17 protein-coding genes and 1 pseudogene are annotated in these 24,805 nt (G+C 66.5%); 10 read left to right on the top strand and 8 right to left on the bottom strand.

Annotated elements, in window-relative coordinates:
- Both P5F91_RS25940 and P5F91_RS25935 read left to right on the top strand, forming a co-directional pair.
- Entirely contained in the window at positions 1–1,596 is a 1,596-nt protein-coding gene (locus P5F91_RS25940) for a carboxylesterase/lipase family protein (protein ID WP_246134319.1), read from the top strand.
- Between the two features lie 135 nt (positions 1,597–1,731).
- Entirely contained in the window at positions 1,732–3,054 is a 1,323-nt protein-coding gene (locus P5F91_RS25935; protein WP_277908664.1) for a sugar MFS transporter, read from the top strand.
- 64 nt (positions 3,055–3,118) lie between these two features.
- Here P5F91_RS25935 and P5F91_RS25930 read toward each other — a convergent pair whose 3' ends face one another.
- Together P5F91_RS25930 and ruvX are read right to left on the bottom strand one after the other, a co-directional pair.
- Positions 3,119–4,045 carry an AEC family transporter gene (locus tag P5F91_RS25930; RefSeq protein WP_277908663.1) on the bottom strand — a complete coding sequence of 309 codons (927 nt, stop codon included), beginning with the start codon at positions 4,043–4,045 and terminating at the stop codon, positions 3,119–3,121.
- A gap of 6 nt (positions 4,046–4,051) precedes the next feature.
- Positions 4,052–4,630, bottom strand: coding sequence for a Holliday junction resolvase RuvX (gene ruvX / locus P5F91_RS25925; protein ID WP_145610100.1), 579 nt, complete (start codon positions 4,628–4,630; stop codon positions 4,052–4,054).
- A gap of 101 nt (positions 4,631–4,731) precedes the next feature.
- Here ruvX and gatC point away from each other — a divergent pair, with 101 nt between their 5' ends.
- Together gatC and gatA are read left to right on the top strand one after the other, a co-directional pair.
- Positions 4,732–5,019 (top strand): Asp-tRNA(Asn)/Glu-tRNA(Gln) amidotransferase subunit GatC, encoded by a 288-nt coding sequence (gene gatC / locus P5F91_RS25920; RefSeq protein ID WP_040845375.1) that lies wholly within the window; start codon positions 4,732–4,734, stop codon positions 5,017–5,019.
- On the top strand, positions 5,019–6,503 hold the full coding sequence (gene gatA / locus P5F91_RS25915) for an Asp-tRNA(Asn)/Glu-tRNA(Gln) amidotransferase subunit GatA (RefSeq protein WP_145610099.1): 1,485 nt from the start codon (positions 5,019–5,021) through the stop codon (positions 6,501–6,503). Before gatC ends, gatA begins: the two co-directional genes overlap by 1 nt.
- Before the next feature lie 120 nt (positions 6,504–6,623).
- Here gatA and P5F91_RS25910 read toward each other — a convergent pair.
- The 5 genes and pseudogenes from P5F91_RS25910 to P5F91_RS25890 form a co-directional block, all read right to left on the bottom strand.
- A pseudogene (locus P5F91_RS25910) lies at positions 6,624–7,580 on the bottom strand (IS630 family transposase).
- Between the two features lie 114 nt (positions 7,581–7,694).
- Complete coding sequence (locus tag P5F91_RS25905) at positions 7,695–8,732, bottom strand: GTP pyrophosphokinase (protein ID WP_145610098.1); 1,038 nt, start codon at positions 8,730–8,732, stop codon at positions 7,695–7,697.
- Positions 8,733–8,825: 93 nt separating this feature from the next.
- Positions 8,826–9,602, bottom strand: coding sequence for a ribonuclease T2 family protein (locus P5F91_RS25900; RefSeq protein ID WP_186454675.1), 777 nt, complete (start codon positions 9,600–9,602; stop codon positions 8,826–8,828).
- A gap of 146 nt (positions 9,603–9,748) precedes the next feature.
- Complete coding sequence (locus P5F91_RS25895; protein WP_040845379.1) at positions 9,749–9,934, bottom strand: hypothetical protein; 186 nt, start codon at positions 9,932–9,934, stop codon at positions 9,749–9,751.
- On the bottom strand, positions 9,931–10,188 hold the full coding sequence (locus tag P5F91_RS25890; RefSeq protein WP_145610096.1) for a hypothetical protein: 258 nt from the start codon (positions 10,186–10,188) through the stop codon (positions 9,931–9,933). The genes P5F91_RS25895 and P5F91_RS25890 overlap by 4 nt, the downstream gene beginning before the upstream one ends.
- A 637-nt stretch (positions 10,189–10,825) precedes the next feature.
- Here P5F91_RS25890 and P5F91_RS25885 point away from each other — a divergent pair.
- The 5 genes from P5F91_RS25885 to P5F91_RS25865 all read left to right on the top strand — a co-directional run bounded on the left by P5F91_RS25885 (position 10,826) and on the right by P5F91_RS25865 (position 19,358).
- Positions 10,826–12,082, top strand: a complete 1,257-nt coding sequence (locus tag P5F91_RS25885; protein WP_145610095.1) for an efflux RND transporter periplasmic adaptor subunit — start codon at positions 10,826–10,828, stop codon at positions 12,080–12,082.
- 4 nt (positions 12,083–12,086) lie between these two features.
- A complete protein-coding gene (locus P5F91_RS25880) occupies positions 12,087–15,245 on the top strand; it encodes an efflux RND transporter permease subunit (protein WP_277908662.1) in 3,159 nt (1,052 codons plus the stop codon).
- Positions 15,242–16,723 (top strand): efflux transporter outer membrane subunit, encoded by a 1,482-nt coding sequence (locus P5F91_RS25875; RefSeq protein ID WP_277908661.1) that lies wholly within the window; start codon positions 15,242–15,244, stop codon positions 16,721–16,723. The genes P5F91_RS25880 and P5F91_RS25875 overlap by 4 nt, the downstream gene beginning before the upstream one ends.
- Positions 16,724–16,822: 99 nt before the next feature.
- Positions 16,823–17,650 carry a transporter gene (locus tag P5F91_RS25870; RefSeq protein WP_277908660.1) on the top strand — a complete coding sequence of 276 codons (828 nt, stop codon included), beginning with the start codon at positions 16,823–16,825 and terminating at the stop codon, positions 17,648–17,650.
- Positions 17,651–17,690: 40 nt separating this feature from the next.
- Positions 17,691–19,358 carry a methyl-accepting chemotaxis protein gene (locus P5F91_RS25865; RefSeq protein WP_277908659.1) on the top strand — a complete coding sequence of 556 codons (1,668 nt, stop codon included), beginning with the start codon at positions 17,691–17,693 and terminating at the stop codon, positions 19,356–19,358.
- Positions 19,359–19,394: 36 nt separating this feature from the next.
- On the opposite strand, the gene P5F91_RS25860 is transcribed toward P5F91_RS25865, so the two are convergent.
- Positions 19,395–21,794 (bottom strand): glycoside hydrolase family 95 protein, encoded by a 2,400-nt coding sequence (locus P5F91_RS25860; protein WP_277908658.1) that lies wholly within the window; start codon positions 21,792–21,794, stop codon positions 19,395–19,397.
- 482 nt (positions 21,795–22,276) lie between these two features.
- Here P5F91_RS25860 and P5F91_RS25855 point away from each other — a divergent pair, with 482 nt between their 5' ends.
- On the top strand, positions 22,277–24,751 hold the full coding sequence (locus P5F91_RS25855) for a glycoside hydrolase family 3 protein (RefSeq protein ID WP_277908657.1): 2,475 nt from the start codon (positions 22,277–22,279) through the stop codon (positions 24,749–24,751).
- Positions 24,752–24,805: the final 54 nt, after the last annotated feature.

The following is a 24,805-nucleotide window of genomic DNA, read 5'->3' as shown; positions in this document are numbered from 1 at the left end:
ATGTCCAAGATGATGAAGCGGATCGCGGTCGCGGCGCTGTTGCTGACCACTGCCCGGCCGGCGTTCGCGGCGGAAGCGCCGGTGGTGCAGGTGGAACAGGGCCGGGTCTCCGGCGTGGTCAGCGGCGATGTGGCGGCGTTCAAGGGCATCCCCTTCGCCGCCCCGCCGGTGGGCCCCTTGCGCTGGCGCCCGCCGCAGCCGGCCGCCGCCTGGGCCGGCGTGCGCTCCGGCGCCCAGTATGGCGCCGACTGCATGCAGAAACCATTGCCGGGCGATGCGGCCCCCCTGGGTGTCGCCCCGGCGGAGGATTGCCTGTACTTGAACGTCTGGGCACCTGCCGACACCGTCAAGCCGGGTGCCAAGCGGTCGGTGATGGTGTGGATCTACGGGGGCGGATTCGTGAACGGCGGCAGTTCCCCCGCCGTTTATGACGGATCGAACTTCGCCCGTGACGGCGTGGTGCTGGTCAGCTTCAACTACCGCGTCGGCCGCTTCGGCTTCTTCGCCCATCCCGCCCTGGTGGCGGAGGCGGGGCAGGGCCCTGTGGGCAACTATGGCTATCTCGACCAGTTGGCGGCCCTGCAATGGGTGAAGCGCAACATCACCGCCTTCGGCGGCGACCCTGACAATGTCACCATCTTCGGTGAATCCGCGGGCGGCATCTCCGTTCACACCCTGCTGACCTCGCCCATGGCCAAGGGGCTGTTCAACCGGGGCATCGTCCAGTCGGGTGCCGGACGCGAACGCATCCTGCCCACACCGCCCCTGCATGCGGACGGTGACGCGCCATCGGCGGAAAAATCGGGCCTGGCCTATGCCGCCCAGCACGGCATCACCGATACGGGTGCCGCTGGCCTGGCGGCCCTGCGCGCCTTGCCGGCCGAGGCGGTGGTGGACGGCCTGAACATGGCGACCATGAACGTGCCGACCTATTCCGGACCCATGGTGGATGGCGCCGTGGTCCGCTATTCGGCGCCGGTGACGGCCTATGCGGCGGGGGCGGGCGCCGACGTGCCGGTGATGGTGGGCGCCACCGGGGCCGATGGCTTCTTCTTCGGCGGTTCGCTGGACGATGTGCTGGCACCGTTCGGCGCTGACAAGGACAAGGCGCTGGCCCTGTTCGATCCCGACGGGTCGCGCGACGTGAAGCTGATTGGCCACCGTGTTGCCGGCGCCTTCATGTTCATCGAGCCGGCGCGCGAGACCGCCCGCCTGCTGTCGGCCCACAAATCACCCGTCTACCTGTTCCGCTATTCCTATGTGGCGGAGAGCATGCGCAAGGAATGGTGGGGCACGCCGCACGCGACGGAAATCCCCTTCGTCTTCGATACGGTTAAGGCCCGCTACGGCGATGCGCTGACGGCGGCGGACGCGGCGGCGGCCAAGGCGGCGCACGCCTACTGGGTGGCCTTCGCCAAGACGGGCAAGCCGGAGCCCCAGGGATTGCCGGCCTGGACGCCCTTCAAGGCGGGCCAGGATGAACGCCTGATGGACTTCGGCACCAAGGGGCCCGTGCTGGAGGTCGACCCGATGAAGGACCGGCTGGACCTGGCGCAGAAGGTGGCCGAGCAGCGGACCAAGGCGGCGTCGAACTAAATATGCTGCGTTGCGGAAAATTTCATTTCGCAACGCAATAAAATACGAATGTGTCGTAATAGCCATTGAACCCGGGCCCGGCGGATGTCAAACCCCTCGGGCCCGGACTTATCATACCGACTGGACGAACGATCGATGTCGACCGCATCCGCCCACAATAAATCCATGACGTCGCTGGCCCCGATCGTCGTCATGCTGTTCTTCGCCTGGGGCTTCGCCACGTCTATCGTGGACGCCGTGATCCCCAAGCTGAAGGAACAGTTCTCGCTGAACTACACCGAGGCGATGCTGGTGCAGTTCGCCTTCTTCCTGGCCTATTTCGTCGTGTCGGTCCCGGCGGGCGCCCTGCTGGCGCGCCTGGGCTATCTGCGCGGCATCGTCGCCGGTTTGGTCATCATGACCTTGGGCTGCCTGCTGTTCGTGCCCGCCTCCAGCATGGGCCTGTTCGCCGCTTTCCTGCTGGCGCTGTTCGTCATGGCGGGTGGTATTACCGTGCTGCAGGTGGCGGCCAACCCGCTGATGTCGCTGCTGGGCCGGCCGGAAACGGCGTCTAGCCGTCTGAACCTGGCCCAGGCCTTCAATTCCTTCGGCACTACCATCGGCCCCATCCTCGGTTCCGTCTTCATCCTGTCCAAGGCGGCGGACGGGGATGCCAGCACGCGCGGCGTGCACGTGCCCTTCCTGATGATCGCAGCCCTGCTGGTCGTCCTGTCCATGCTGTTCTGGTTCCTGCGGGGCCGTGAGGGGGCCGCCACCGACCAGCAGTCGGGCAGCGGCCTCAGCCTGAAGGTGCTGCGCCACAGCCAGTTGGCCCTGGGTGTGGTTTCCATCTTCGTCTACGTCGGGGCGGAGGTGTCCATCGGCAGCGCCATGGTCAACTACCTGATCCTCGACCGCACGCGGGACGCGGCGTCCGAGCTGGGCACCTGGTTCGCCGGCGTGATCCACCTGCACGACGTGCTGAACACCCCGGAATCCAAGGCCGCCGTGCTGGTCAGCCTGTACTGGGGCGGCGCCATGTTTGGCCGCTTCATCGGTTCCGTGGTGCTGCGCTTCGCCCGGCCCGGCATCGTGCTGATGGCATGTTCGCTGGCCGCCGCCCTGCTGGTCAGCCTGTCCATGGCCAGCAGCGGCACGCTGGCCATGGCCACCATCCTGTCGGTGGGCCTGTGCAACTCCATCATGTTCCCCACCATCTTCACCATCGCCATCGATGGGCTGGAGGAAGAGACAGCCCAGGGTGCCGGCATGCTGTGCCTGGCCATCTTCGGCGGTGCCGTGGTGCCCATGATCACGGGCAAGGTCGCCGACCTGACCAGCCTGGTGCTGGCCTTCATCGTGCCGGTGGTCTGCTACTTGATGATCGCCGGCTACGGCCTGCTGACCGGCCTGCACCTGCTGTCGGGCAAGCCCGCCGCCAAGACCGGCGGCGCCCCCCGCGCGGTGTCCATGCACTGACGCGCGTGGGCGTTTTGACGTGACGATCGGCGGCGTAGGACACCCCTGCGCCGCCGAAGTCGTTTCAGGCGGTCAACATGGCCAGAAGCACCGGTAGGGTGATGGCCGCCGCCAGGGTCTGGATGGTGATGATGCCCGCCATCAGCGGGGCGTCGCCGCCCATCTGGCGGGCCAGGACATAGGCGCTGACGGAGGTGGGCAGGGCGTTGTACAGCACCACGGCGACGAAGGCGTTGCCCTGGACACCCAGCGCCTTGGCCAGCAGTGCGGTGACAACGGGCAGGACGGCCAAACGGGCCACGCTGCTGATGGCCACCGCCACCTTGGCCCCCCGGATGGCGGAAAAGCCCAGGCCGGCGCCGACGGCCAGCAGGCCCAGCGGCAGGCTGGCCTGGCCCAGCACGTTCATGACGGGCGATACCACCGGAATCTGCCGCACGCCGGCCAGATTCAGGGCGGCGCCCACGATGACAGAGCAGACCAGCGGGTTGCTCAGGATCTGCCACAGGGTGCGCAGGGGATGACGCTTCATGCCGGCCGGCATGTCCCCGTGGCGCTGCATTACCAGGATGCTGAGGATGTTCACCGTGGGCATGCAGAACAGCACGCCGATGGCCATCAGGGCCGTGCCGTGCGGGCCCAGCAGCGCGGCGCCCAAGGCCATGGCGACATAGGTGTTGACCCGCACCGCCCCCTGGAAGACGGAGGTGTAGGCCGGATCGCTGCCCGACAGGCGCCGGCAGGTCAACTGCAGGCCGGCGCTCAGCAGCAGGATGCCGCCCACCAGGGCGCCGCCCATGGCCCAGATGTCCATGCCCGACAGGTCGGTCTTGGCGGTGCCGTCGATCAGCAGCGCGGGGAACAGCAGGTAATAGATCAGCCGTTCGGCCGCACCCCAGAAGGCGGCGTCGATCAGCTTGAAATGCCGCAACCCGAAGCCGATCGCGATCAGCAGGAAGGTGGGCGCCAGCGCCGTCAGGACCTGCAGCATGCCTGGTCAGTCGTCCCGGTCGCGATCTTCTTCATCGTGTCTTCCATCCAGGCCCGCCGCGTCACCCTTCGCTTCGTCGCGGGCGGCCAGGGCGGCGCGCGCGGCCTCGGCCGCCATGAAGTCCAGGGCGCCCTGAAGGATGTAGGCCGCGGCCATGCGGTCGACCACCTCGTCCCGGCGTTTGCGGGTCATGTCCCACTCGATCATCATGCGGCTGACGGCCGAGGTGGACAGGCGTTCGTCCCAGAAGGCGATCTCGGGTACCTGGCCGCCCAGCAGGTGGGGCTGTTCGATCAGGTTCTGGGCGAAGCTGCGGGCGGATTGGGCGGCCGGGCCGTCGCTGCCGTCCATGTTGCGGGGCAGGCCGATGACGAAGCCGGCGACGTTGCGGCCGCGCAGCTCCTTGGCCAGATCCTGCACGTCGGTCGTGAACTTGCGCCGCGTGATGGTGCCGACCGGCGAGGCCACGGTCAGGCCGGGATCGGAGATCGCCATGCCTATGGTTTTGGACCCCAGATCCAGGCCCATCAGCCGCCCGCCGGGGGGCAGCTGGGCCTTGAGGTCCCTGATGTTGCGGATCGCCATACCGGGTGTTACCTTCCGCGCCGCCCGGGGGCCGGCGGCATACGACACGCCGCCTGTCATCGCCCCCGTGGCTCCTTATTCCGAAGGAGAGACTTAGCACCATGTCCCTCGACAAGGCCACCGTGGCGAAGATCGCGCATCTCGCCCGCATCAAGGTCCCGGACTCCGATCTGGAGCAGCTGGCCGGCGAACTCAACACCATCATGCATTGGGTGGAGATGTTGGGCGAGGTGGACACCCAAAACGTGGAACCGATGACCAGCGTGGTCGCCGCCAACCTGCGCCGGCGCCCCGATGCCGTGACCGACGGCGGTTATCCGGAAAAGGTGGTCGCCAACGCCACCGACGCCACCGAGAATTTCTTTTCCGTGCCCAAGGTTGTCGAGTGATGACGAAGCTGACCCACCTGACCATGGCCGACGCCTTGGCCGGCCTGGCCGCCAAGGAGTTCACCGCCGTCGAGCTGACCCAGGCGCACCTGGACGCCATGGCAGCGGCCAAGGAGCTGAACGCCTACATCATCGAGACGCCGGACGTGGCGCTGAAGCAGGCGGCCGACGCCGACGCCCGCTACGCCAAGGGTGAGCAGCGGGCCCTGGACGGCCTGCCCCTGGGCATCAAGGACCTGTTCTGCACCGAGGGCGTGCAGACCACGGCCGCCAGCCACATCCTGGACGGCTTCGTCCCGCCGTATGAGAGCACGGTGACCACCCAGCTGTTCCGCGACGGCGCCGTCATGCTGGGCAAGCTGAACCTGGACGAATTCGCCATGGGTTCGGCCAACATCACCAGCCACTACGGCCCGGTGATCAGCCCGTGGTCGCCCAAGGACGAAGCCGGCAACTTCACCCGCAAGCTGGTGCCCGGCGGGTCCTCGGGTGGCTCGGCCGCCGCCGTGGCCGCCCGCCTGGCGCTGGGCGCCACCGGCACCGATACCGGTGGTTCCATCCGCCAGCCGGCCAGCTTCGTCGGCATCGTCGGCATCAAGCCGACCTATGGCCGCTGCTCGCGCTGGGGCATCGTCGCCTTCGCCTCGTCCCTGGACCAGGCAGGCCCCATGACCCGCACGGTGAAGGACGCGGCGCTCATGCTGCGCTCCATGGCCGGTTACGACCCCAAGGACAGCACCTCCATCGATGTGCCGGTGCCGGACTATGCCGCCGCCCTGACCGGCGACATCCGCGGCCTGCGCGTGGGCATTCCCAAGGAATACCGCGTCGATGGCATGCCGGCGGAGATCGAGAAGCTGTGGCAGCAGGGCATCGAATGGCTGAAGGCCGCCGGCGCCACGCCGGTGGAGATCAGCCTGCCGCACACCAAGTACGCCCTGCCGGCCTACTACATCGTGGCCCCGGCCGAGGCCTCCTCCAACCTGGCCCGCTATGACGGCGTGCGCTTCGGCCTGCGCGTCGAGGGTAAGGACCTCAAGGAGATGTACGAGAACACCCGTGCCGAGGGCTTCGGCGCCGAGGTGAAGCGCCGCATTATGATCGGCACCTACGTGCTGTCGGCCGGCTACTACGACGCCTATTACCTGAAGGCGCAGAAGGTGCGCGCCCGCATTGCCGAGGACTTCACCAAGGCGTACGAGCTGTGCGACGTCATCCTGACGCCCACCGCCCCGTCGGCCGCCTTCGGCATCGGCGAGAAGATGGACGATCCCATCGCCATGTACCTGAACGACGTCTTCACCGTTCCGGCCAACCTGGCGGGCCTGCCCGGCCTGTCGGTGCCGGCCGGCCTGAGCGGCGAGGGCCTGCCCCTGGGCCTGCAGGTGCTGGGCCGTCCGTTTAATGAGGCAACCGTGCTGAAGGTCGGCCACGTCATCGAACAGGCTGCGGGCCCGCAGCCCCTGCCGCCGCTGGTGTCGTAAGGGCAGTTCCGGTTACGGAATGATAAAAGGCGGCGTCCTCGCGGGCGTCGCCTTTTTTTATTACATAGCTGAGAGATCACTAATTTGCGCTGATTCTTATTGTATTAGAGCATCGAGCCTTTAATCGGACGCATACCCTGCGGCCTTGAGGTAGTTCCAGCATTCATCTGGATCGTAGAGGTCGCAGATGTTTCCGATGGCCTTCCAGAGATCGTCAATGGTCCTGGCGCCGATGCGCCTGAGGTGAGCCTTGAGCTTGGCAAAGGCCATCTCGATAGGGTTCAGATCAGGGCTGTAAGGCCGCAGGAAGAGGAACCAGGCGCCCGCCTCCTTGAGGATGGCCTTGGCCTTCTCGCTCTTATGGCTGGCCAGGTTGTCGAGGATGACGACGTCGCCCGGACTGAGCGTGGGTGCCAGCTGGGTTTCGACATAAGCCTCGAAGAGAACCCGGTTCATCGGCTGGTTGATGATCCATGGAGCGGTCAGACCATCGCAGGGCAGGGCGGCGATGAAGGTCTGCGTCTTCCAATGGCCGAAGGGGGCTTGGGCCCTGAGGCGCTGTCCCCGCCGTGCTCGGCCGCGCAGGCGAGTCATCTTGGTGGTTGTAGCGGTCTCATCGATGAAGACCAGGCGGTGGGGCTCCTGGCGCATGCGCGGCTGACGGTGCGTCCGCCAAACTTGGCGGCCCTCGCGGATGTCAGCGCGTTCGCACTCGGATGCCAGCAGTGTTTTTTTTGGTGCTGAACCCTGCCTTCAGCAAAGCCCGCGACAGCGAAGCCGGTGCGCGACAACGCCCGTGGTGGCTGCTAGCTTCGCGGCCAACTCCGGCATCGAGATGTCGGCTTGCGCCTCCACCCAAGCGACCAACTGGGGCATATGCTTTGCCAGTTTGCCGTCGCCGGGAGGTCGGCCCTGGCGTCCCGGTTCAATCGACCCAGTAGCCACAACACGCTGCGCCAACTTCACAGCGAAGCTCGCGCTTACACCGAAGTGCCGCGATGCTTCTCGGCGGGAATGACCCGCCGCTATCCGGGCCTCAACCCGTTCCCGAAGGTCCTCTGAATACGGCTTGCCCATGATCCACCTCCGATAAAGATGAATCACATCCAGCGTCTCAAGGGAATCCCCCGATTCCGCGTTGGAGCTCGATGCTCTAGTTGCGAAATATTTTAAGATTAAATGATTTGTTGTTCATTCTGGCTTCACTATTTCGACATTTTTATCTTTTAGAATTGACTGTATTTTTTTGTCTTCGTATTTTCTGGTGAGCGTGTCGTAAGTTCCTTTGTGTATTCTCCCCCAACTGAAATTGACACGGGAAAAATAACGATCGATGTCATGAAAAAGCATCAGTAATCGGATAATGCCGATTACTGATTTGGGGGCTATTTCTTGTTTTAGAGATTCTATGGCGTCATCAGAAATAATACTATTAAGATCTGCGACAGAGTTAAGTCCATATTCATGTAGCTCACTGATGCATGTCGATACGCTTTCGTCGTCTATTTTGCGTTTCGTTTCTATTTTATTCACTGTAAGGAAATTAGTCATGAATTTAACAAATGTTATTGAGTCTATGACTTTATCGTTGAGTTCGACCGGTGATGATTTAGCAATTTCTTTAGCATAAGAATCTATAGAATTTGAGATTTCTTCAAATCCCTTATCCGCAAGCTCGAGGAGACCGGAATATAGGTTAATTTGACGTTCTAAATTCGGGGGAAGCGTGGCCCCAAATTTGTATGAACGGTCATGAGCTAGCTCTGCCCACGCATGCTGAAGCACTGTGCGTATTTGAATTTCGAACTTTAGATCGCATAAACTGCTATATTCGGCAATGCCGGCTCGGGCTTCGCCAAGTGTGCAGACATAATGGACCGAGCGATATCCGATCCGGTCAGTTCCGAGAGAGCCGGCTCTGTCGAGGCTGTTTTCCTTGTCGATTTCAAAAGTTCGTTTAATAATCTCTTCTATTGAATTGACGTCCGAGTTCAAGAATGTAATTATTCTGACTCCAGATATATCTGTAAATTTTTTAGCAAAATCTTTATACTCTTTCCGTCGTTGTTTTCCTATGATGCTTTCTTTTGTTTTTGTTCTTCCTGTAACACTAAGGAAATCTATATCATTTGACCGGAGAATTCCTTCAATTATAGAAATGATCATTGGTGTTAACCGTCGATAATTCATTAAATTATTTCTAATAAAATCCTCTATATTGATATACATTCTCACGTTTCCTTTGGTTTTGGGATTTTTCGGACTTCCAAGGCTTCCTCCGTCCCTCTCTCCCCCCCCCAGTATTTTCTATAATATCGGCTCTTACTTGAACCCCGCCACCTTCAGCGCCTCATCCGGGTTGCCCTTGTCGCAGCGGCCGGCCTGGTCGGCGGGGCTGTCGGTCAGGTGGGCGGCGTCCAGGGCGGTGGTGCCGTCGTCGGCCGCCTTCAGGGTGAAGGTGATCTGGGTCAGGAAGGCGGCCTTGCCCGTGCCCAGCACGGCGGACTGGCGCGCGGCTTCGCCGAAGTCGGCGGCCAGGGCGTCGCAGAGGGCCTTGCGCGTCACGCTCTTGCCCGTGGCCTCGGCCAGCAGGGTACCCGCCTTCGCAGCCCCCAGCGTTTTCACCATGGCGCCGGCCTGGGCATAGTACTGGTCGGCGGACAGGCCGCTGCAATAGCCGTGCTTCTGCCATTCATGCAAGGTGAGGCCGGAGGCGATGCCGGGCATGACCTCCGCCAGCGTACCTTGCACCGCCGGCGACAGGGGCGGCAGCACGCGGTCCTTCCAGGTGGGGTCGTTGTCCTTGGCGGAGAGGGAGCACGCGCTGCTCCACTGCGGCCACAGGCCATGCAGGGTCAGGTGGGTGGCGCCGAAGCTGGTGGCGCGGTCGCCGGCGGCACATTCCGGATGGCCATCGCCGTGCAGGTAGCAGAACTCCGGCTCCCAGCTCAGCACGAACATGTAGGTGTGGTGGCCCGGCGTCTGCTTGTCCCCGGGAACCGACGCGCCCCCAGCGGCGTCAGCAGCCAGGGCGGTGCCGCCGGCCAGACAGGCGGCCATAAACAAAGCCGTGGCGGTGTTCCGAAGACCCTTGCGCATCGCGTGCATCTCCCCTTGCGGTTTGCCCTTATGGAGTGTGGGAACACGCGGTCGCCGTCAAGGGGAAAGAGGTCCAAAAGGGGAACAAAAGGAATAGGCCTGGCGATGGCGGCCAGGCCTATTCGCGTCGTGGAGACCTCAGGGCGTCATGGCGTCCTGCGGAACAGGCCTGCCAAGAACTGCAGCAGGAACAGGAAGACACCGATGCCGACGATGATGCGCAACACCTCTGCCAGGATGGGCGGCAGCAGGGTCACGGCCAAATCCACCAGCATGATGATCAGCAGCAGGCTGAGGATGGCGTAAAGGATGTTGCGAAGGGGGGCGTTCATGGCGCGATCTCTCTCGTCAGGGAGCCGGCACGGGGACCGGTTCCAGTCTTGGGCAGGTGGATGCTGGGCAGGCGCGCGTGCCGGACGGCGGCCACCAGCACCTGGCCCATGAAGGCCAGGAAGACCAGACCCACCAGCAGCGGCGGCAACGCGCCGATGACAGGGGGCAGCACCTGCATGGCCAGGTCCGTCAAGGGAACCAGCAGCAGAAGAACGACGGTGATCGACAAAAGGTTGCGCAAGGCGTTCAGCACAGGCGATCTCCAGACCTTCCTCGATGGCCCCCCAGCGGCGCATCTCATGATCCATTCGGAAGGGCCCATCCGGCCTTTCCCTGGTAACAAATCGGGAAATAGCAGGGCCGGTTGCCGTGGCAACTGGCAGGCGGGCCAAAGCGCTAAGGGCCGCGCCGGAATGCCTATCCACCCACCAGGCGGGTCGAGGATGGGAATATCCGGCCTGCCGGACGGCATGACAAAAGGCGACGGGCGGAGGGGTGCGACCGTGTTCTCAGCCGTTCGGCCTATGACCTGCGTCAAATGGCCCGGCCGGCCGAAGGGCGCCGTCTCAACACTCCACCGCCCGCCCGGGAAAGCCTGCGGGCGGACCGGCTGTACGGGGGCATTCCAAGGAAAACAAGCGTTCCGCCCCGGGCGCGCGCGATGCCGCGTAATCAAATCGACACAGCGATGAGGCGCTAACCATGAATTTCAGGAATGCCTCCAATAAATCCGGCGGTACCTGCGCTGAAATGGCCCATTGCCCCGTTCCTGCAAAGGTGCGATCCCGCGTTTCCTTGATTTTTGCGGTGCACCGTGTGGATGCGTCATCGCGACGCGGCTGTTTTGCCCTTCCGCCGTCTGCCCGCGACTGTGGCGTGGAGTGTTTAAGGTGCCTTCTTTCCGCTTTCTTCCCGGTCCCGGTCGCGGGCTGCAGTGGCTGGGTGCCGCCTTGCTGGTGGCCGCGGTCGTGGGGATGATCGTGATCCGGGAAAGCGATGTGCCTTCTCCTCCTCCGTCCCAGCCGGAGGCGGCCCCCGGCACCTTCCAGGTGACGCCGGGCCAGTGGGCGACGCTGGGCATGGAAACCGTGGCCCCACACCCCTTCCGGACGCACATCGACACCGATGGCCGGGTGACCGCCAATGACGAGGCGACAACGCCGGTCTATTCCCCCGTTTCCGGTCAGGTGGGTACCGTGACCGCCCGCGTCGGCGATCACGTGGCCAAGGACGCTGTCCTCATGACCGTCGACGCCACCGACATGGCGCAGGGACGCAGCGACCTGGCGGCCGCCGCATCGGCCGCCGCTGCGGCCGATGCCCAGCTGCGCCAGGCCCGCGTGACGGTACAGCGCCAGCGTGACCTATACCAGGCCGACGGTAGCGCCCTGAAGGATTGGCAGCAGGCCCAGGTGGACTTGGTGACGGCGGAAACGGCCGCGCGCACGGCGCAGGCGGCCCTGGCCGCCGTCCGCGACCGGCTGCGCGTGCTGGGCCGCACCCCACAAGAGATCGCGGCCCTTACGCATGAGGGGGTCGCCTTGGCACCGACCCCGGTGCGCGCACCCGTCGCCGGCACGGTGCTGCAGCGTCAGGTTTCCCCGGGTCAGTACGTCAACGGGGTGGCCAACGGCGGCACCATGGCCTTCAGCCTGGCCGACCTTTCCACCGTCTGGCTGCTGGCCAATGTGCGCGAGGCCGACGCGGCCGCCGTGGCCGTGGGGCAGGAGGTCGAGGTGCGCGTGCCCGCTTATCCGGCCCGGGTCTTCCGGGGCCGGGTGACGGCGGTGGCCCCGGCCATCGACCCCGCCACCCGGCGCCTGGCGGTGCGCGTCACCCTGGACAACGCCGATGGCGCCCTGAAGCCAGAGATGATGGCGACCGTGCGCCTGTTTACCGACCCTGGGGCCTCCACCCCCACCGGCCCGGCCCCGACCCTGGCCGTGCCGGAACGGGCGGTGATCCATGAGGGTGAGGTGTCGCGCGTCTGGGTGGCCGATGCCGCCCACCACGCCCTGGCGCTGCGCCCCGTGACCCTGGGGCGGCAGCAGGACGGGCTGGTGGAGGTGTTGGGCGGCCTGAAGGCGGGGGACAGCGTGGTGACCAAGGGCGCCCTGTTCATCGACCGCGCGGCGCAGGGCGACTGAGATCATGAACAAGGTCGTCATTTTCGCGTTGCGCCAGCGCGTCCTGATGCTCGCGGCGCTGGCCGTCCTGCTGGTGGTGGGCGTGGGCGCCTTCCTGCGCCTGAACATCGAGGCCTATCCCGATCCGGTCCCGCCCATGGTGGAGATCGTGACCCAGAACAGCGGCCAGTCGGCGGAGGAGATCGAGCGCTACATCACCGTGCCCATCGAGGTGCAGATGGCCGGCATCCCCCACGTCACGGCCATCCGCTCCGTCTCCCTGTTCGGGCTGTCGGACATCAAGATCCAGTTCACCTACGACTTCACCTATGACGAGGCGGTGCAGCGGGTGGTCAACCAGCTGTCGCAGCTGTCCAACCTGCCGTCGGGTGTGCAGCCGGCCATTTCGCCGGAAAGCCCCATCGGCGAGATCCTGCGCTATCAGGTGGTGGGGCCGCCGGGCTATTCCGTCACCGACCTCAAGACCCTGCAGGACTGGGTGCTGCAGCGCCGGTTCAAGGCCGTGCCGGGCGTCATCGACGTGTCCGGCTGGGGCGGCAAGACCAAGGCGTACGAGGTGACGGTGGATCAGCGCAAGCTGACCGCTTATGGCCTGACCATTCCCGGCGTACTGCAGGCACTGAACAACGCCAACATCAATGTCGGCGGCCAGACGGTGAACATCGGCGACCAGGCCATGGTGGTGCGTGGCGTGGGCCAGATCCATTCCCTGGACGACATCCGGGGCACCATGCTGGCGGCCAACAACGGCACGCCGGTGCTGGTGGGCGACGTCGCCACCGTCACGGTGGGCAACCAGCCGCGCCTGGGCATCGCAGGTCGCGACGGCCAGGACGACATCGTCCAGGGCATCGTGCTGATGCGCCGGGGGGCCGAGAGCAAGCCCACGATCCTGGCCGCCAAGGCGGAGATGGAGAAGATCAACACGTCCGGCATCCTGCCGCCGGGCGTCTACCTCAAGACCATCTACGACCGGTCGGACCTGATCGATCTGACCACCCACACCGTGCTGCACAACATGGTCATGGGCATCATCCTGATCTTCTTCGTGCAGTGGCTGTTCCTGGGGGACCTGCGCAGCGCCGTCATCGTGGCCGCCACCGTACCCTTCGCCCTGTTCTTCGCCATCCTGATCATGACCCTGCGCGGGGAGTCGGCCAACCTGCTGTCCGTCGGCGCCATCGACTTCGGCCTGATCGTGGACGCCACCGTCATCATGGTGGAGAACATCTTCCGCCACCTGGCGCAGCCGCCCAAAGAGCGGTTCGCCAAATCCTCCATCATGCACAGCGTGCGGCAGGAGGTGATCCTGCGCGGCCGGTTCGGCGTCATCGCCAACTCCGCCGTCGAGGTCAACCGCGCCATCTTCTTCTCCGCCGCCATCATCATCGCCGGCTTCGTGCCGCTGTTCACCCTGTCGGGGGTGGAGGGACACATCTTCGGCCCCATGGCCAAGACCTACGCCTACGCCATCGCCGGCGGCCTGATCGCCACCTTCACCATCTCCCCCGCCTTGAGCGCCATCCTGCTGCCCGAACAGGTGCGGGAGCATGACACGGTGGTGGTGCGCGTGCTGCATCGCCTGTACCCACCCCTGCTGCGCCTGGCCCTGGCCAACAGGCGCTTGGTGCTGGCCGTGGCCGGCGCGCTGATGGTGCTGGCCATCGTCTGCACCCGTTTCATGGGCATGGAATTCCTGCCGCACCTGGAAGAGGGCAACCTCTGGATCCGCGCCAACCTGCCCCTGTCCATCTCGCTGGAGGCGGGGACGGAGGCGGTGGATGGCATTCGCCGCATCATCAAGGACTATCCGGAGGTGGAGACCGTCATCTCCCAGCACGGGCGCCCCGATGACGGCACCGACGCCACCGGCTTCTTCAATGCCGAATTCTTCGTGCCGCTGAAGCCCTTCGACAGCTGGCCCAAGGGCTGGGACAAGGAACGCCTGACCCGCGACATCGAGGCGAAGCTGACCGAACGCTTCCCCGGCATCGAGTTCAACTTCTCCCAATACATCGAGGACAATGTGGAGGAGGCGGCCAGCGGCGTCAAAGGTGAGAACTCGGTCAAGCTGTTCGGCAACGACCTTGAGACGCTGGAGAAGACTGCCAACCGCATCAAGCAGGTGATGTCCACCGTGCCCGGCGTGACCGACCTGGGTGTGTTCAAGTCGCTGGGCCAGCCCACGATCAAGATCACGGTGGACCGGGCCAAGGCCGCCCGCTACGGCCTGTCCACCGGCGACGTCAACGCCGTTGTCCAGGCCGCCATCGGCGGCCAGGCGGCGGGCAACCTGTACGAGGATGGCAGCGATCGCAACTTCCCCATCATGGTGCGCCTATCGCCCGAGGATCGCGGCAGCCTGGAGGCCATCCGGCACATCACCGTGGGGACGACCGCGCTGGGCACGGGAACGGCACCCATCCCCCTGGCCGACGTGGCCGACATCCGCATGGTTTCCGGCGCGTCCTTCATCTATCGCGAGGGGCAGGGCCGCTACATCCCCATCAAGTTCAGCGTGCGTGGACGCGATCTGGGCAGCGCTGTGCTGGAGGCGCAGCAGAAGGTGGCGGAGCAGGTGCAGCTGCCCGGCGGCTATCGCCTGGAATGGGTGGGGGAATTCGGCAACCTTCAGGATGCGGTGCGCCGCCTGGCGGTGGCCGTCCCGGTCAGCCTGGCGCTGATCTGCGTGCTGCTGTACCTCAACTTCGCCTCCATGACCGACACGCTGCTGGCGGCCAGCGTCATGCCCATGGCGCTGATCGGCGGCATCTTCATCCTGGCCGCCACCGGCACGCCCTTCTCCATCTCCGCCGCCATCGGCTTCATCGGCCTGTTCGGCATCTCGGTGATGGAGGGCATCATCGTCATCTCCTACTTCAACCAGCTGGTCCACGCGGGCATGGAAAGGGCGTCGGCGCTGGTGAAGGCGGCGGAGACGCGCCTGCGTCCCGTCATGATGACCTGCATCGCCGCCTGTGTCGGCCTGCTGCCGGCGGCCCTGTCGCACGGCATTGGCTCCCAGGTGCAGCGGCCGCTGGCCATGGTGGTGGTGGGCGGCATCCTGCTGGCGCCCATCCTGATCCTGGTGGTGCTGCCGGTGCTGATCAGCCTGTTCTCCAGCCGCACGGCCCTGCCTGTCACTCCGGGGGAGGCTGAATGATGCGCCGCGTCCTGCATCTCATCCCCGCCCTGCTGCTCACGGCCTGCGCCGCCGGTCCGGACTACCAGACGCCGGCCGCCCCGCCCAAGACGGCGCTGTCCCCGCCGCCCAAGCTGCCGGATCAGAGCCTGCTCGCCGGCCGCGACATCCCGGCCGACTGGTGGGCGCTGTTCAAGTCGCCGGCCCTGGACGGGCTGGTACGTGAGGCCATGGCACACAACGCCGACGTAGCGGCGGCGCAGGCGGCCCTGCGCGTGGCGCGGGAAAACGCCTACGCCAATGCCGGTTCCTTCCTGCCCGCCATTGACGCCAGCTTCCAGGCCACCCGGCAGAAGGACCCCACCGGCACCGTGGCGCCCACGGCGGCCAACAACGCGCCGCAGCTGAACCTGTTCACCCCGCAGCTGTCGGTGTCCTACAGCCCCGATCTGTGGGGCGGCACCCGGCGGGGGCAGGAGGCGCTGGACGCCACTACCGAGGGCCAGCGCTTCCAGGTCGAGGCGACCTACCTGACCCTGACGTCCAACGTGGTGGTGGCAGCGGTGACGGAAGCCAGCCTGCGCGGCCAGATCGACGCCGCCCAGTCCATCATCGCCGACGCCGGCAAAGCCCTGGCCATCCTGCGCCGCCAGCGTGACCTGGGCCAGGTTTCGGCCGCCGACGTGGCGGCGGGGGAGACGGCGCTGGCGCAGGCGGAGCAGACGCTGCCGCCATTGGAAAAGCAGCTGGAACAGCAGCGCCATCAGCTGAACGCCCTGCTGGGCCGCATGCCAGCCGACCCGACACCGGAAACCTTCCAACTGGGCGACCTGGTCCTGCCGGCGGAGCTGCCCTACAGCCTGCCGGCCCGAGTGGTGGAACAGCGGCCCGACATCCGCCTGGCCGCCGCCAACCTGCATGTCGCCAGCGCCAATGTCGGCGTGGCCGTGGCCAACCGCCTGCCCGACCTGACGCTCAGCGGGGCGGCGGGGTCCAGCGCCTCGGCCTTGAACAGCCTGTTCACCGCCGGCAACGGCTTCTGGAACTTCGGCGCCAGCCTGACCCAGCCGGTGTTCGAAGGGTTCAGCCTGGCGCACAAGGAAAAGGCGGCGCGGGCGGCCCTGGACCAGGCGGCGGCGCAATACCGCTCCACCGTGATACTGGCCTTCCAGAACGTGGCTGATACGCTGTCGGCATTGAAAAGCGATGGCGATGCCCTGGCCGCGGCGCAGCGGGCGGAGGCGGCCGCGTCCCACGCCCTGACCCTGGCCCGGCGCCAGCTGGAGCTGGGGGCGGCGGCGCCCACGGCGGTGCTGGCGGCCCAGCAGGCGGCGGCCCAGGCGCGGCTGGCCTTGGTGCAGGCGCAGGCGGCGCGCCTGATGGACACCGCCGCCCTGTTCCAGGCATTGGGCGGCGGCTGGTGGAATGTGCCACCGAGGGAGCCCGGGGCCGAGCCCGGCCACGCAGCGCCGCCCGATGGGGGCTTCATTACCCGATAAACTTTCGGAGGTTCATTCGGTTAACCATCCGGAAACCCATTCCTGGCACCGTGATGTCGCAGAGACGATTTGTCACAGGCGACACGGGCGGGGCTGGCTTTGCGGACTTTCTACTTCCGGACCGGATTGTTGGCGCTGGCCGTGCTGGCCACGCCGGGTTTGACGTCGGCGCTGGCGGCGGAGGGGGAGCTGCGCGAATTCGCGCCCGACCGGCCCGACAAGACCGACGGCCCCTACACGATCGATCCGGGCCACGTCCAGGTCGAGACGGACATCGTCAGCCACAACCGCGACTTCTATAACGACGACGGCACGCGCAAGCACGAGTCCGTCTTCATGGCGCCCAACATCCGCATCGGCGTCTGGGACGACACCGAATTCGACATAATCGCCCCCGCCTACACCGTCATGGGCCTGTCCGAGCGGGGCGGCGGCCACACCCGGCTTCACGGTTGGTCGGACATGACCGTGCGGGCCAAGATCAACCTGTGGGGTAATGATCGCGAGGGCACGACCGCCCTGGGCCTGATCCCCTTCGTGAAGCTGCCTACGGCCGCCACCGCCTACGGCAATGGCGCGTTCGAGGGCGGCATCGGCGTGCCCTTCGCCATCAAGCTGGGTGGGGAATGGGAACTGGGCACGCAGACCACGCTGGCCGTGAACCGCAACGCCATCGGCGATGGCTATGACCCCGACCTGACCTTTTCCGTCAGCCTCAGCCACCCGTTGGGGGAGGTGCTGGACGGCTATGTCGAGCTGTATGGCGAGCGGCAGACCGGCCCCGACGCCGCCACCGTCGCCACCCTGGACTTAGGCGTGACCTATCAGGTGACGCCGAACTTCTCCGTGGATGGCGGTGTGAACATCGGCCTGAGCAAGGCGGCCGATGATGTGAACCCCTTCATCGGCTTCACCATCCGCTTCTGATTTTTGACTTGGATTTCGTGACCGAACCCGGAGGCCCGCGATGAAACTGGCACACAAACTGACCCTGTCTTCGGCCATGAACGTGCTGATGATCCTGCTGATCGCGGGGGTCTTCACCCTGACCCTCAGCTGGTTGGCCGAGAGCAAGGCGACGCTGACGGGCACGTCCGGCGTGGCTTCCAAGTCGGTGCGCGCCGTATCGGCCGGCAACGACCTCTACGCCATCGTCGCGGACGCGGAAATCAACCACAACCTGGATGAGACGCGCAAGGACTGGGCCGAGAAGAAGCAGGGCATCCTGGCCATGTTCAAGGAACTGCGCGCCGAGGCCGACCTGCCGGAGGAAAAGGCCGCCCTGGATGGTGCTGAGGCGGGCTTACGCGACTACATGGCTATCTTCGAGCAGCAGATGCTGCCGGCACTGGAGAAAACCGATGCCTTGACCCCAGCCATTCGTGAGCTTGACGGCAAGGTGGACGAGGCGCGCGACCAGATGACCCAGAACCTGGAGAAGATGGCGGTGCTGAACCTGAAGCAGTCCGAGGATGCGGAGAAGGCCTTCGACGCCGCCTCTGCCAACGGCCGCGCTCTGGGCTTCACTTTCGCCGGCATCGCCATCGCGCTGAGCCTGGTGCTGTCCTGGGCCACGGGCCGGTCCATCACCCGCCCCGTGGAGCTGCTGCGCGGCGTCATGGAGACCATGGCCGGCGGCGCCCGGCAGGTGGATGTGCCTGGCGTGGCGCGCGGCGATGAGATCGGCGCCATGGCCCGCGCGGTCGAGGTGTTCAAGGAAAGCCTGATCCAGGGCGACGCGCTGGCGGCCGAGCAGGCGACGCTAAAGGCCGAGGCCGAGGCCCAGCGCAAGGCCGCCATGGCCAGCGCGGCCGACCATTTCGAGGCGACGGTGCGCGCGGTTGTGGACAAGGTGGCGACGGCCGCCGCCGACATCCAAACGACGGCTCGCGAGCTGGGCTCCGCCGCCGAGGAGAGCCTGCGGCAGACCACCACCGTGTCGGCCGCCGCCAGCCAGTCCGCCGGCAACGTGCGCACCGTGGCAACGGCCAGCGAGGAACTGTCCTCGTCCATCGGTGAGATCAGCCGGCAGGTGGAGAATTCCGCCGTTGTGGCTCGTGAGGCGGTGGTTCAGGTAGACGCGACGCGCGGCACGGTCGACGGCCTGGCCGACGTGGCCAACCGCATCGGCGCCGTGGTCCAACTGATCAGTGACATCGCTGGGCAGACCAACCTGCTGGCCTTGAACGCCACCATCGAGGCGGCGCGGGCGGGTGAGGCTGGCAAGGGCTTCGCCGTCGTGGCCAGCGAGGTGAAGACCCTGGCGACGCAAACGGCCAAGGCCACCGAGGAGATCGCCGCCCACGTCGGCGCCATCCAGGGGGCCAGCGGCCAGGCGGTGACGGCCATCGGCGACATCGGCGCCACCATCCGGCGCATCGACGAGATCGCCTCCATCATCGCCGCCGCGGTGCAGGAGCAGGGTGCCGCCACCCAGGCCATCGTCAGCAACGTGGGCGAGACGGCGCGGGCGACGGAGGAGATCACCGAGAACATCTACGGTGTCAACGAACGCGCCGGCAAGACGGCCCGCAAGTCGGCGGAGGTCGAGGCCTCCTCCACCGAGCTGACCAGCGAGGCCCAGGTACTGCGCACCCAGGTCGACGCCTTCCTGGCCCAGCTGCGCGCGGCCTGAGCGCAGGGGCATCCATGAGGAGCGGTGGGCTGGTCCTCAGGCGAGGGCCAGCCTGCCGTTTTTCAGGGCCACGCGCTTTTCACCACCGGCCGGCACCGTCACCGCCACCACATCCTCGCCCAATCGCACTTGCCAGCGTTGCGGCTGCGCGCCGGCGTTGCGCAGGGCCGCCTGCGCCAGCGTGCCGTCCTTCCAGACCAAGTCCAGCCGGCCCTGGCCGCGCACCCGCACGCCGCGCAGGCTGCCATGGCCCCAGGCGCGGGGCAGGGCGGGCAGCAGCTCGATATCGTCGCCGATGCTTTGCACCAGCATCTCCACCATGCCGGCCGTGCCGCCGAAGTTGCCGTCGATCTGGAAGGGTGGGTGGGCGTCGAACAGGTTGGGGTAGGTGCGGTCGGGGCCCAGCAGCAACTTCAGGATCGCGTGCGCATGGTCGCCGTCGCCGAGGCGCGCCCACAGGTTCAGGCGCCAGCCCAAGCCCCAGCCGGTGGCGTCGTCCCCCCGGATCTCCAGTGTCTTGCGGGCGGCTTTGATTAGGTCCGGCGTGTCCCGCCGGGTGATCTGGTCGCTGGGATAGACAGCGTAGAGGTGGGAGACGTGGCGGTGGTGGATTTCCGGCGCCTGCATGTCCCAATCCTCCAGCCATTCCTGCAACTGGCCGGCCCCGCCGATGCGGTCGGGCGGCAGGCGCTCGCGCGCGGCCGCCACCTTGGCGCGGAAATCGGCGTCCTTGCCCAGGATTTCGCCGGCCCTGACGATGCTGGCGAACAGGTCGCGTAGGATTTGCCGGTCCATGGCTGGTCCGGCGCACAGCGTGGTGCCCAGGGGATGCACGTTTTCCGGTGACAGCGACGGGTTGGTGACCAGCCAGTCGCTGCCCGGCAGGACCAGGAGCGTATCCAGGAAGAACTGGGAGGCGCCCTTCAGGATGGGGTAGATGTCGGCCAGGAACGCCTTGTCCCGGCCATAGTCGTAATGGTCCCACAGGTGACGACAGAGCCACGCCCCGCCCATGGGCCAGAGGCCCCATTTGGGGCCGTCCGGCGGCCCCACCACCCGCCAGACATCGGTGTTGTGGTGGGCCATCCAGCCGCCGGCACCGTACATGTCCCGTGCCGCCCGCGCGCCGGTTTCCGAAAGGTCCTTCAGCATGCCCACCAAAGGCTGCACACATTCGCCCAGGTCCACCAGCTCCGCCGGCCAGTAGTTCATCTCGGTGTTGATGTTGATGGTCCACTTGGACTCCCAGGGCGGATCCACCTGTTCATTCCAAATGCCCTGCAGGTTGGCAGGCTGGCCGCCGGGGCGGGAACTGCTGATCAGCAGGTAGCGGCCGTAGTTGAAGTAGAGGGCGGCCAGGGCAGGGTCGTCCTGGGGGGCGGCGGCGCGCACACGTTCATCCGTGGGCAGGCCGGCGGCAGGCGTCGTCCCCAGGTCCAGGGCCACGCGGCGGTACAGGCGCTGATGCTCCGCCACGTGGTCGGCCAGCAGCCGGGCATACGGCTTGGCCGCGGCCTGGGCCAGGGTGGCGGCCGTCAGGGCCGCCGGATCGGCGCTGATGTCGTCGTAGCGCCTATAGCCGGTGGCGGCGGTTATCAGCACCACGGCCTCATCCGCGTGGTCGATGACGATGCCGTCGCTGCCGGCCCGCACCGTGCCGCCGCTGGCGATGACCTTCAGGCGCACGGCGAATTTCAGCCGCCCCTCTATACCGAAGCGGCTGGGGCTGATGCCGGTCAGCAGCAGGCCGTCCGGCCCATCCGCCACCAAGGTGGCGTTCTGCGGCGTCAGCAGCGACAGGTTGGCGCTGATCAGGCCCGGCTTGTTGGCCGAGAGCCGGGTGACGATCACCTGGTCCGGCGCGCTGGCGAAAACCTCGCGCGTGTGGGTGGATGACCAGGCGCCGCCGCCGCTGACGAGGCGGGTGGTGGTCACCGCGGTGTCGAGATCCAGCCGGCGGTGATAGTCGTGCACCGTATCCAGGCTTTGGAACAGCAGCACGGCGTCGCCCAGGGTCTGGTAGGGCATCTGCTTCAGGGGTTTGGCCATCAGCTTGGCGCCGGCCAGCGCCTCCGCCTCCCTATACTTGCCCTGGAAGATCAGCTCGCGCACCTGGGGCAGGTTGGTCTTGGCCTCCGGATTAACGTCGTCGTAAGGCCCGCCGGCGTAGAAGGTGTCCTCGTTCAACTGCAGCCGTTCCATGGAAATGCCGCCGAACACCATGGCACCCAGCCGGCCATTCCCCACGGGCAGCGCCTCCACCCACTGCGCCGCGGGCTGGTTGTACCAGAGCGTCTGGGCCGGATCCGGGGTGGGGAGGGGCGCCACCGGGGCGGCGGGCGGTGCCTCCTGCGCCAGGGCGGGCCGCGTGGCGCTGGCCGACAGCAGGGCGGCGGCGCTGGCCATCAGGATTTCCCGGCGCGATATGCTGGACATGGGCAGGCGACCTTCCCCTCGGTGGATCGACAGTCACGACAGGGGATTGGTATTCGGCGGGCCCGTCGGGCCGCCGGCCGCGCTGGGGCGCCCGTTTCCTCCGTCACCGGCGATCAGCGCCGCCGTTGCCGGTGATCCTAATGTGACCGGTATCATGGGGCAAGGCGTGGCTCGCTTGCGGGGGGTGGATGATAGCGTTATCATCCTACTAATTCGCGCCCCTGGAAATCCGCCCATCCCGACGGGAATAGAGGTGGGACGGGGCCCCGCGGATCCACCTGTCCGGCACTAGGGAGGTCCGGGGCGGGTGGCGGCATCGGCTAGCGGCACCCAAGAAGACCTGAGAAGAACAAGGAACACCCATGAAGCACCGCATGGCCCTTCTGGCGTCCGTGACGCCGGCTTTACTGCTTGCGGCCCTGGCGCCGCCCCAGGTTTCAGCCCGGCAAACCTCAAATCCCCCGCAAAAGGCAGCTTCCACCGTGACAGACAGCGCCCGCGGCGTCGCCCACCCTGAGCTGTGGCCGGCCGCCAAGAGCAAGGGCCTGGTGGACGCCAAGACCGAAGCCTTCGTGACCGGCCTGATGGCCAGGATGAGTTTGGAGGACAAGGTCGGCCAGATGATCCAGGCCGACATTTCCACCGTGACCCCGGCCGACCTGGCCGATTACCCCCTGGGCTCCATCCTCGCGGGCGGCGATAGCGCGCCGGCGGGCGGCGACGACCGCGCCGGCCCGGACAAGTGGGTGGAGACGGCGCGCGCCTTCCGCGCGGCCTCGCTGGCGGAACGGCCCGGGCACGTGGCCATTCCCATCATGTTCGGCATCGACGCCGTGCACGGCAACAACAACGTGGTGGGCGCCACGCTGTTCCCCCACAACTCCGCCCTGGGCGCCGCCCACGACCCCGCCCTGATCCGCCGCATCGGCGTCGCCACGGCGCAGGAGACGGCCGCCGCCGGCATCGACTGGGCTTTCGGTCCCACCCTGGCGGTGCCGCAGGACCACCGCTGGGGCCGCACCTATGAGGGCTACTCCGAGGATCCGGAGATAGTGCGCCAGTACGCGGGCGAGATGGTGCTGGGCCTGCAGGGCCAGGCGGGCGCCGGCCAGGCGCTGCAGCACGGCCATGTCGCCGCCTCCGCCAAGCATTTCCTGGGCGACGGCGGCACCACCAACGGCGTGGACCAGGGCGACGCCGCCATCAGCGAACAGGACCTGATCCGCATCCACGCGGCGGGGTATCCGGCGGCGGTGGGCGCCGGCATCATGACGGTGATGGCCAGCTTCTCCAGCTGGCAGGGCGCCAAGATGCACGGCAACAAGTCGCTTCTGACCGACGTGCTGAAGGGGCGCATGGGCTTCGACGGCTTCGTCGTCGGCGACTGGAACGGCCACGGCCAGGTGCCGGGCTGCACGGCGGACTCCTGTCCCGCCGCCGTTCTGGCCGGCCTGGACATGTTCATGGCCCCCAACGACTGGAAGGCGCTGTTCACCAACACCGTCGCCCAGGTGAAGGCGGGCACGATCCCCATGGCGCGCATCGACGATGCCGTGCGCCGCATCCTGCGGGTGAAGACCAAGCTGGGCCTGTTCGACCCCGCCCGCCCGTTCGAGCTGAAGGACGGCGTCATCGGCAATGCCGAGCACCGTGCCCTGGCGCGCGAGGCTGTGCGCAAATCCCTGGTCCTGCTGAAGAACAACGGCCAGGTGCTGCCGTTGAAGGCCAAGTCCCACGTTCTGGTGGTGGGGGAGGCGGCGGACGAGATCGGCCGCCAGACCGGCGGCTGGACCCTGTCGTGGCAAGGCACCGGCAACAAGAACAGCGACTTCCCCGGCGCCACTTCCCTCTATGAGGGCATCCGCCAGGCGGTGACCGCCGGCGGCGGCACCGTGGACCTCAGCGCCGACGGCAGCTACACCACCAAGCCGGACGTGGCCGTGGTGGTGTTCGGCGAGATGCCCTATGCCGAGTTCCAGGGCGACATTCCCAGCCTGGAGTTCCAGGCGGGCGACAAGCAGGATCTGGCGCTGCTGAGGAAGCTGAAGGCCCAAGGTATCCCGGTGGTGTCCGTCTTCCTGTCCGGCCGTCCGCTGTGGGTGAATCCGGAGATCAACGCGTCCGACGCCTTCGTGGCGGCTTGGTTCCCGGGGTCGGAGGGCGGCGGCGTGGCTGACGTGCTGGTGGGCGATATGCTGGGCCGGCCGCGCTACGACTTCACCGGCAAGCTCTCCTACTCCTGGCCCAAGACGGCGGCGCAGGCGACACTGAACCGACTGCGCCAGCCCTATGATCCGCTGTTCCCCTTCGGCTATGGCCTGCGTTACGCCGACGCCAAGCCCGTGACCGTGCCGCAATTGCCGGAGGTGTCAGGTGTGGACGCGGCGGCGGCCAACATCGACACCTATTTCGTGAAGGGCCGCAACCCCGCGCCGTGGAGCTTCGTGCTGCGCCAGGGTGCCGCCAGCGTGCCCGTGCCGGGCGACGGCACGGTGACCGAGGTGGCGGGCGCCCTGGCGCTGAAGCCGGTGGATGCCGGCGGCATACAAGGTGCTGGCCGTCAGCTGAGCTGGACCGGCAAGGGGGAGGCCGCCATCGCCGTGACCGGCGGCAACGGCCTGGACTTGACACGTCAGGCCAACGGCGCCCTGTCCTTGCAGGTGGACTATCGGGTGGATGAGGCGCCGGCCGGCACCGTCTGGCTGATTTCCGGCCCGGGGAGCGGCACCGGGCCTGCCGCGCCGGGCGCTCTGGACCTGACCAGCGTGCTGAAGGCCGCCCCCCTGGGGCAATGGCAGACCCTGAAGGTCAAGCTGTCCTGTTTCAAGCAGGCCGGGGCCGACCTGTCCCGGGTCACCACCCCCTTTGCCCTCAGCACCGGCGGCACCTTGCGCCTGTCGCTGGCCACGGTGCGGCTGTCGGCCGATCCGGCGGGCTCCATCTGCCCGGGCCATTGACGGTCAATTAAATTAAGATGCTTTATTAATTTGGGTCCCGGCTGCGGGGCCGCG

Source organism: Nitrospirillum amazonense (genome assembly GCF_029594735.1).
Lineage (GTDB): Bacteria > Pseudomonadota > Alphaproteobacteria > Azospirillales > Azospirillaceae > Nitrospirillum > Nitrospirillum amazonense.
This window is presented reverse-complemented; position numbering and strand designations above follow the sequence as displayed.

Excerpts from the sequence above, each read along its gene's own strand:
- P5F91_RS25895 (WP_040845379.1), bottom strand. The coding sequence starts at position 9,934 with ATGAACGCCCCCCTTCGCAACATCCTTTACGCCATCCTCAGCCTGCTG.
- gatC (WP_040845375.1), top strand. The coding sequence starts at position 4,732 with ATGTCCCTCGACAAGGCCACCGTGGCGAAGATCGCGCATCTCGCCCGC.
- P5F91_RS25940 (WP_246134319.1), top strand. The coding sequence starts at position 1 with ATGTCCAAGATGATGAAGCGGATCGCGGTCGCGGCGCTGTTGCTGACC.
- P5F91_RS25900 (WP_186454675.1), bottom strand. The coding sequence starts at position 9,602 with ATGCGCAAGGGTCTTCGGAACACCGCCACGGCTTTGTTTATGGCCGCC.
- P5F91_RS25930 (WP_277908663.1), bottom strand. The coding sequence starts at position 4,045 with ATGCTGCAGGTCCTGACGGCGCTGGCGCCCACCTTCCTGCTGATCGCG.
- P5F91_RS25880 (WP_277908662.1), top strand. The coding sequence starts at position 12,087 with ATGAACAAGGTCGTCATTTTCGCGTTGCGCCAGCGCGTCCTGATGCTC.
- gatA (WP_145610099.1), top strand. The coding sequence starts at position 5,019 with ATGACGAAGCTGACCCACCTGACCATGGCCGACGCCTTGGCCGGCCTG.
- P5F91_RS25935 (WP_277908664.1), top strand. The coding sequence starts at position 1,732 with ATGTCGACCGCATCCGCCCACAATAAATCCATGACGTCGCTGGCCCCG.
- P5F91_RS25905 (WP_145610098.1), bottom strand. The coding sequence starts at position 8,732 with ATGTATATCAATATAGAGGATTTTATTAGAAATAATTTAATGAATTAT.
- P5F91_RS25875 (WP_277908661.1), top strand. The coding sequence starts at position 15,242 with ATGATGCGCCGCGTCCTGCATCTCATCCCCGCCCTGCTGCTCACGGCC.
- P5F91_RS25860 (WP_277908658.1), bottom strand. The coding sequence starts at position 21,794 with ATGTCCAGCATATCGCGCCGGGAAATCCTGATGGCCAGCGCCGCCGCC.
- ruvX (WP_145610100.1), bottom strand. The coding sequence starts at position 4,630 with ATGGCGATCCGCAACATCAGGGACCTCAAGGCCCAGCTGCCCCCCGGC.
- P5F91_RS25865 (WP_277908659.1), top strand. The coding sequence starts at position 17,691 with ATGAAACTGGCACACAAACTGACCCTGTCTTCGGCCATGAACGTGCTG.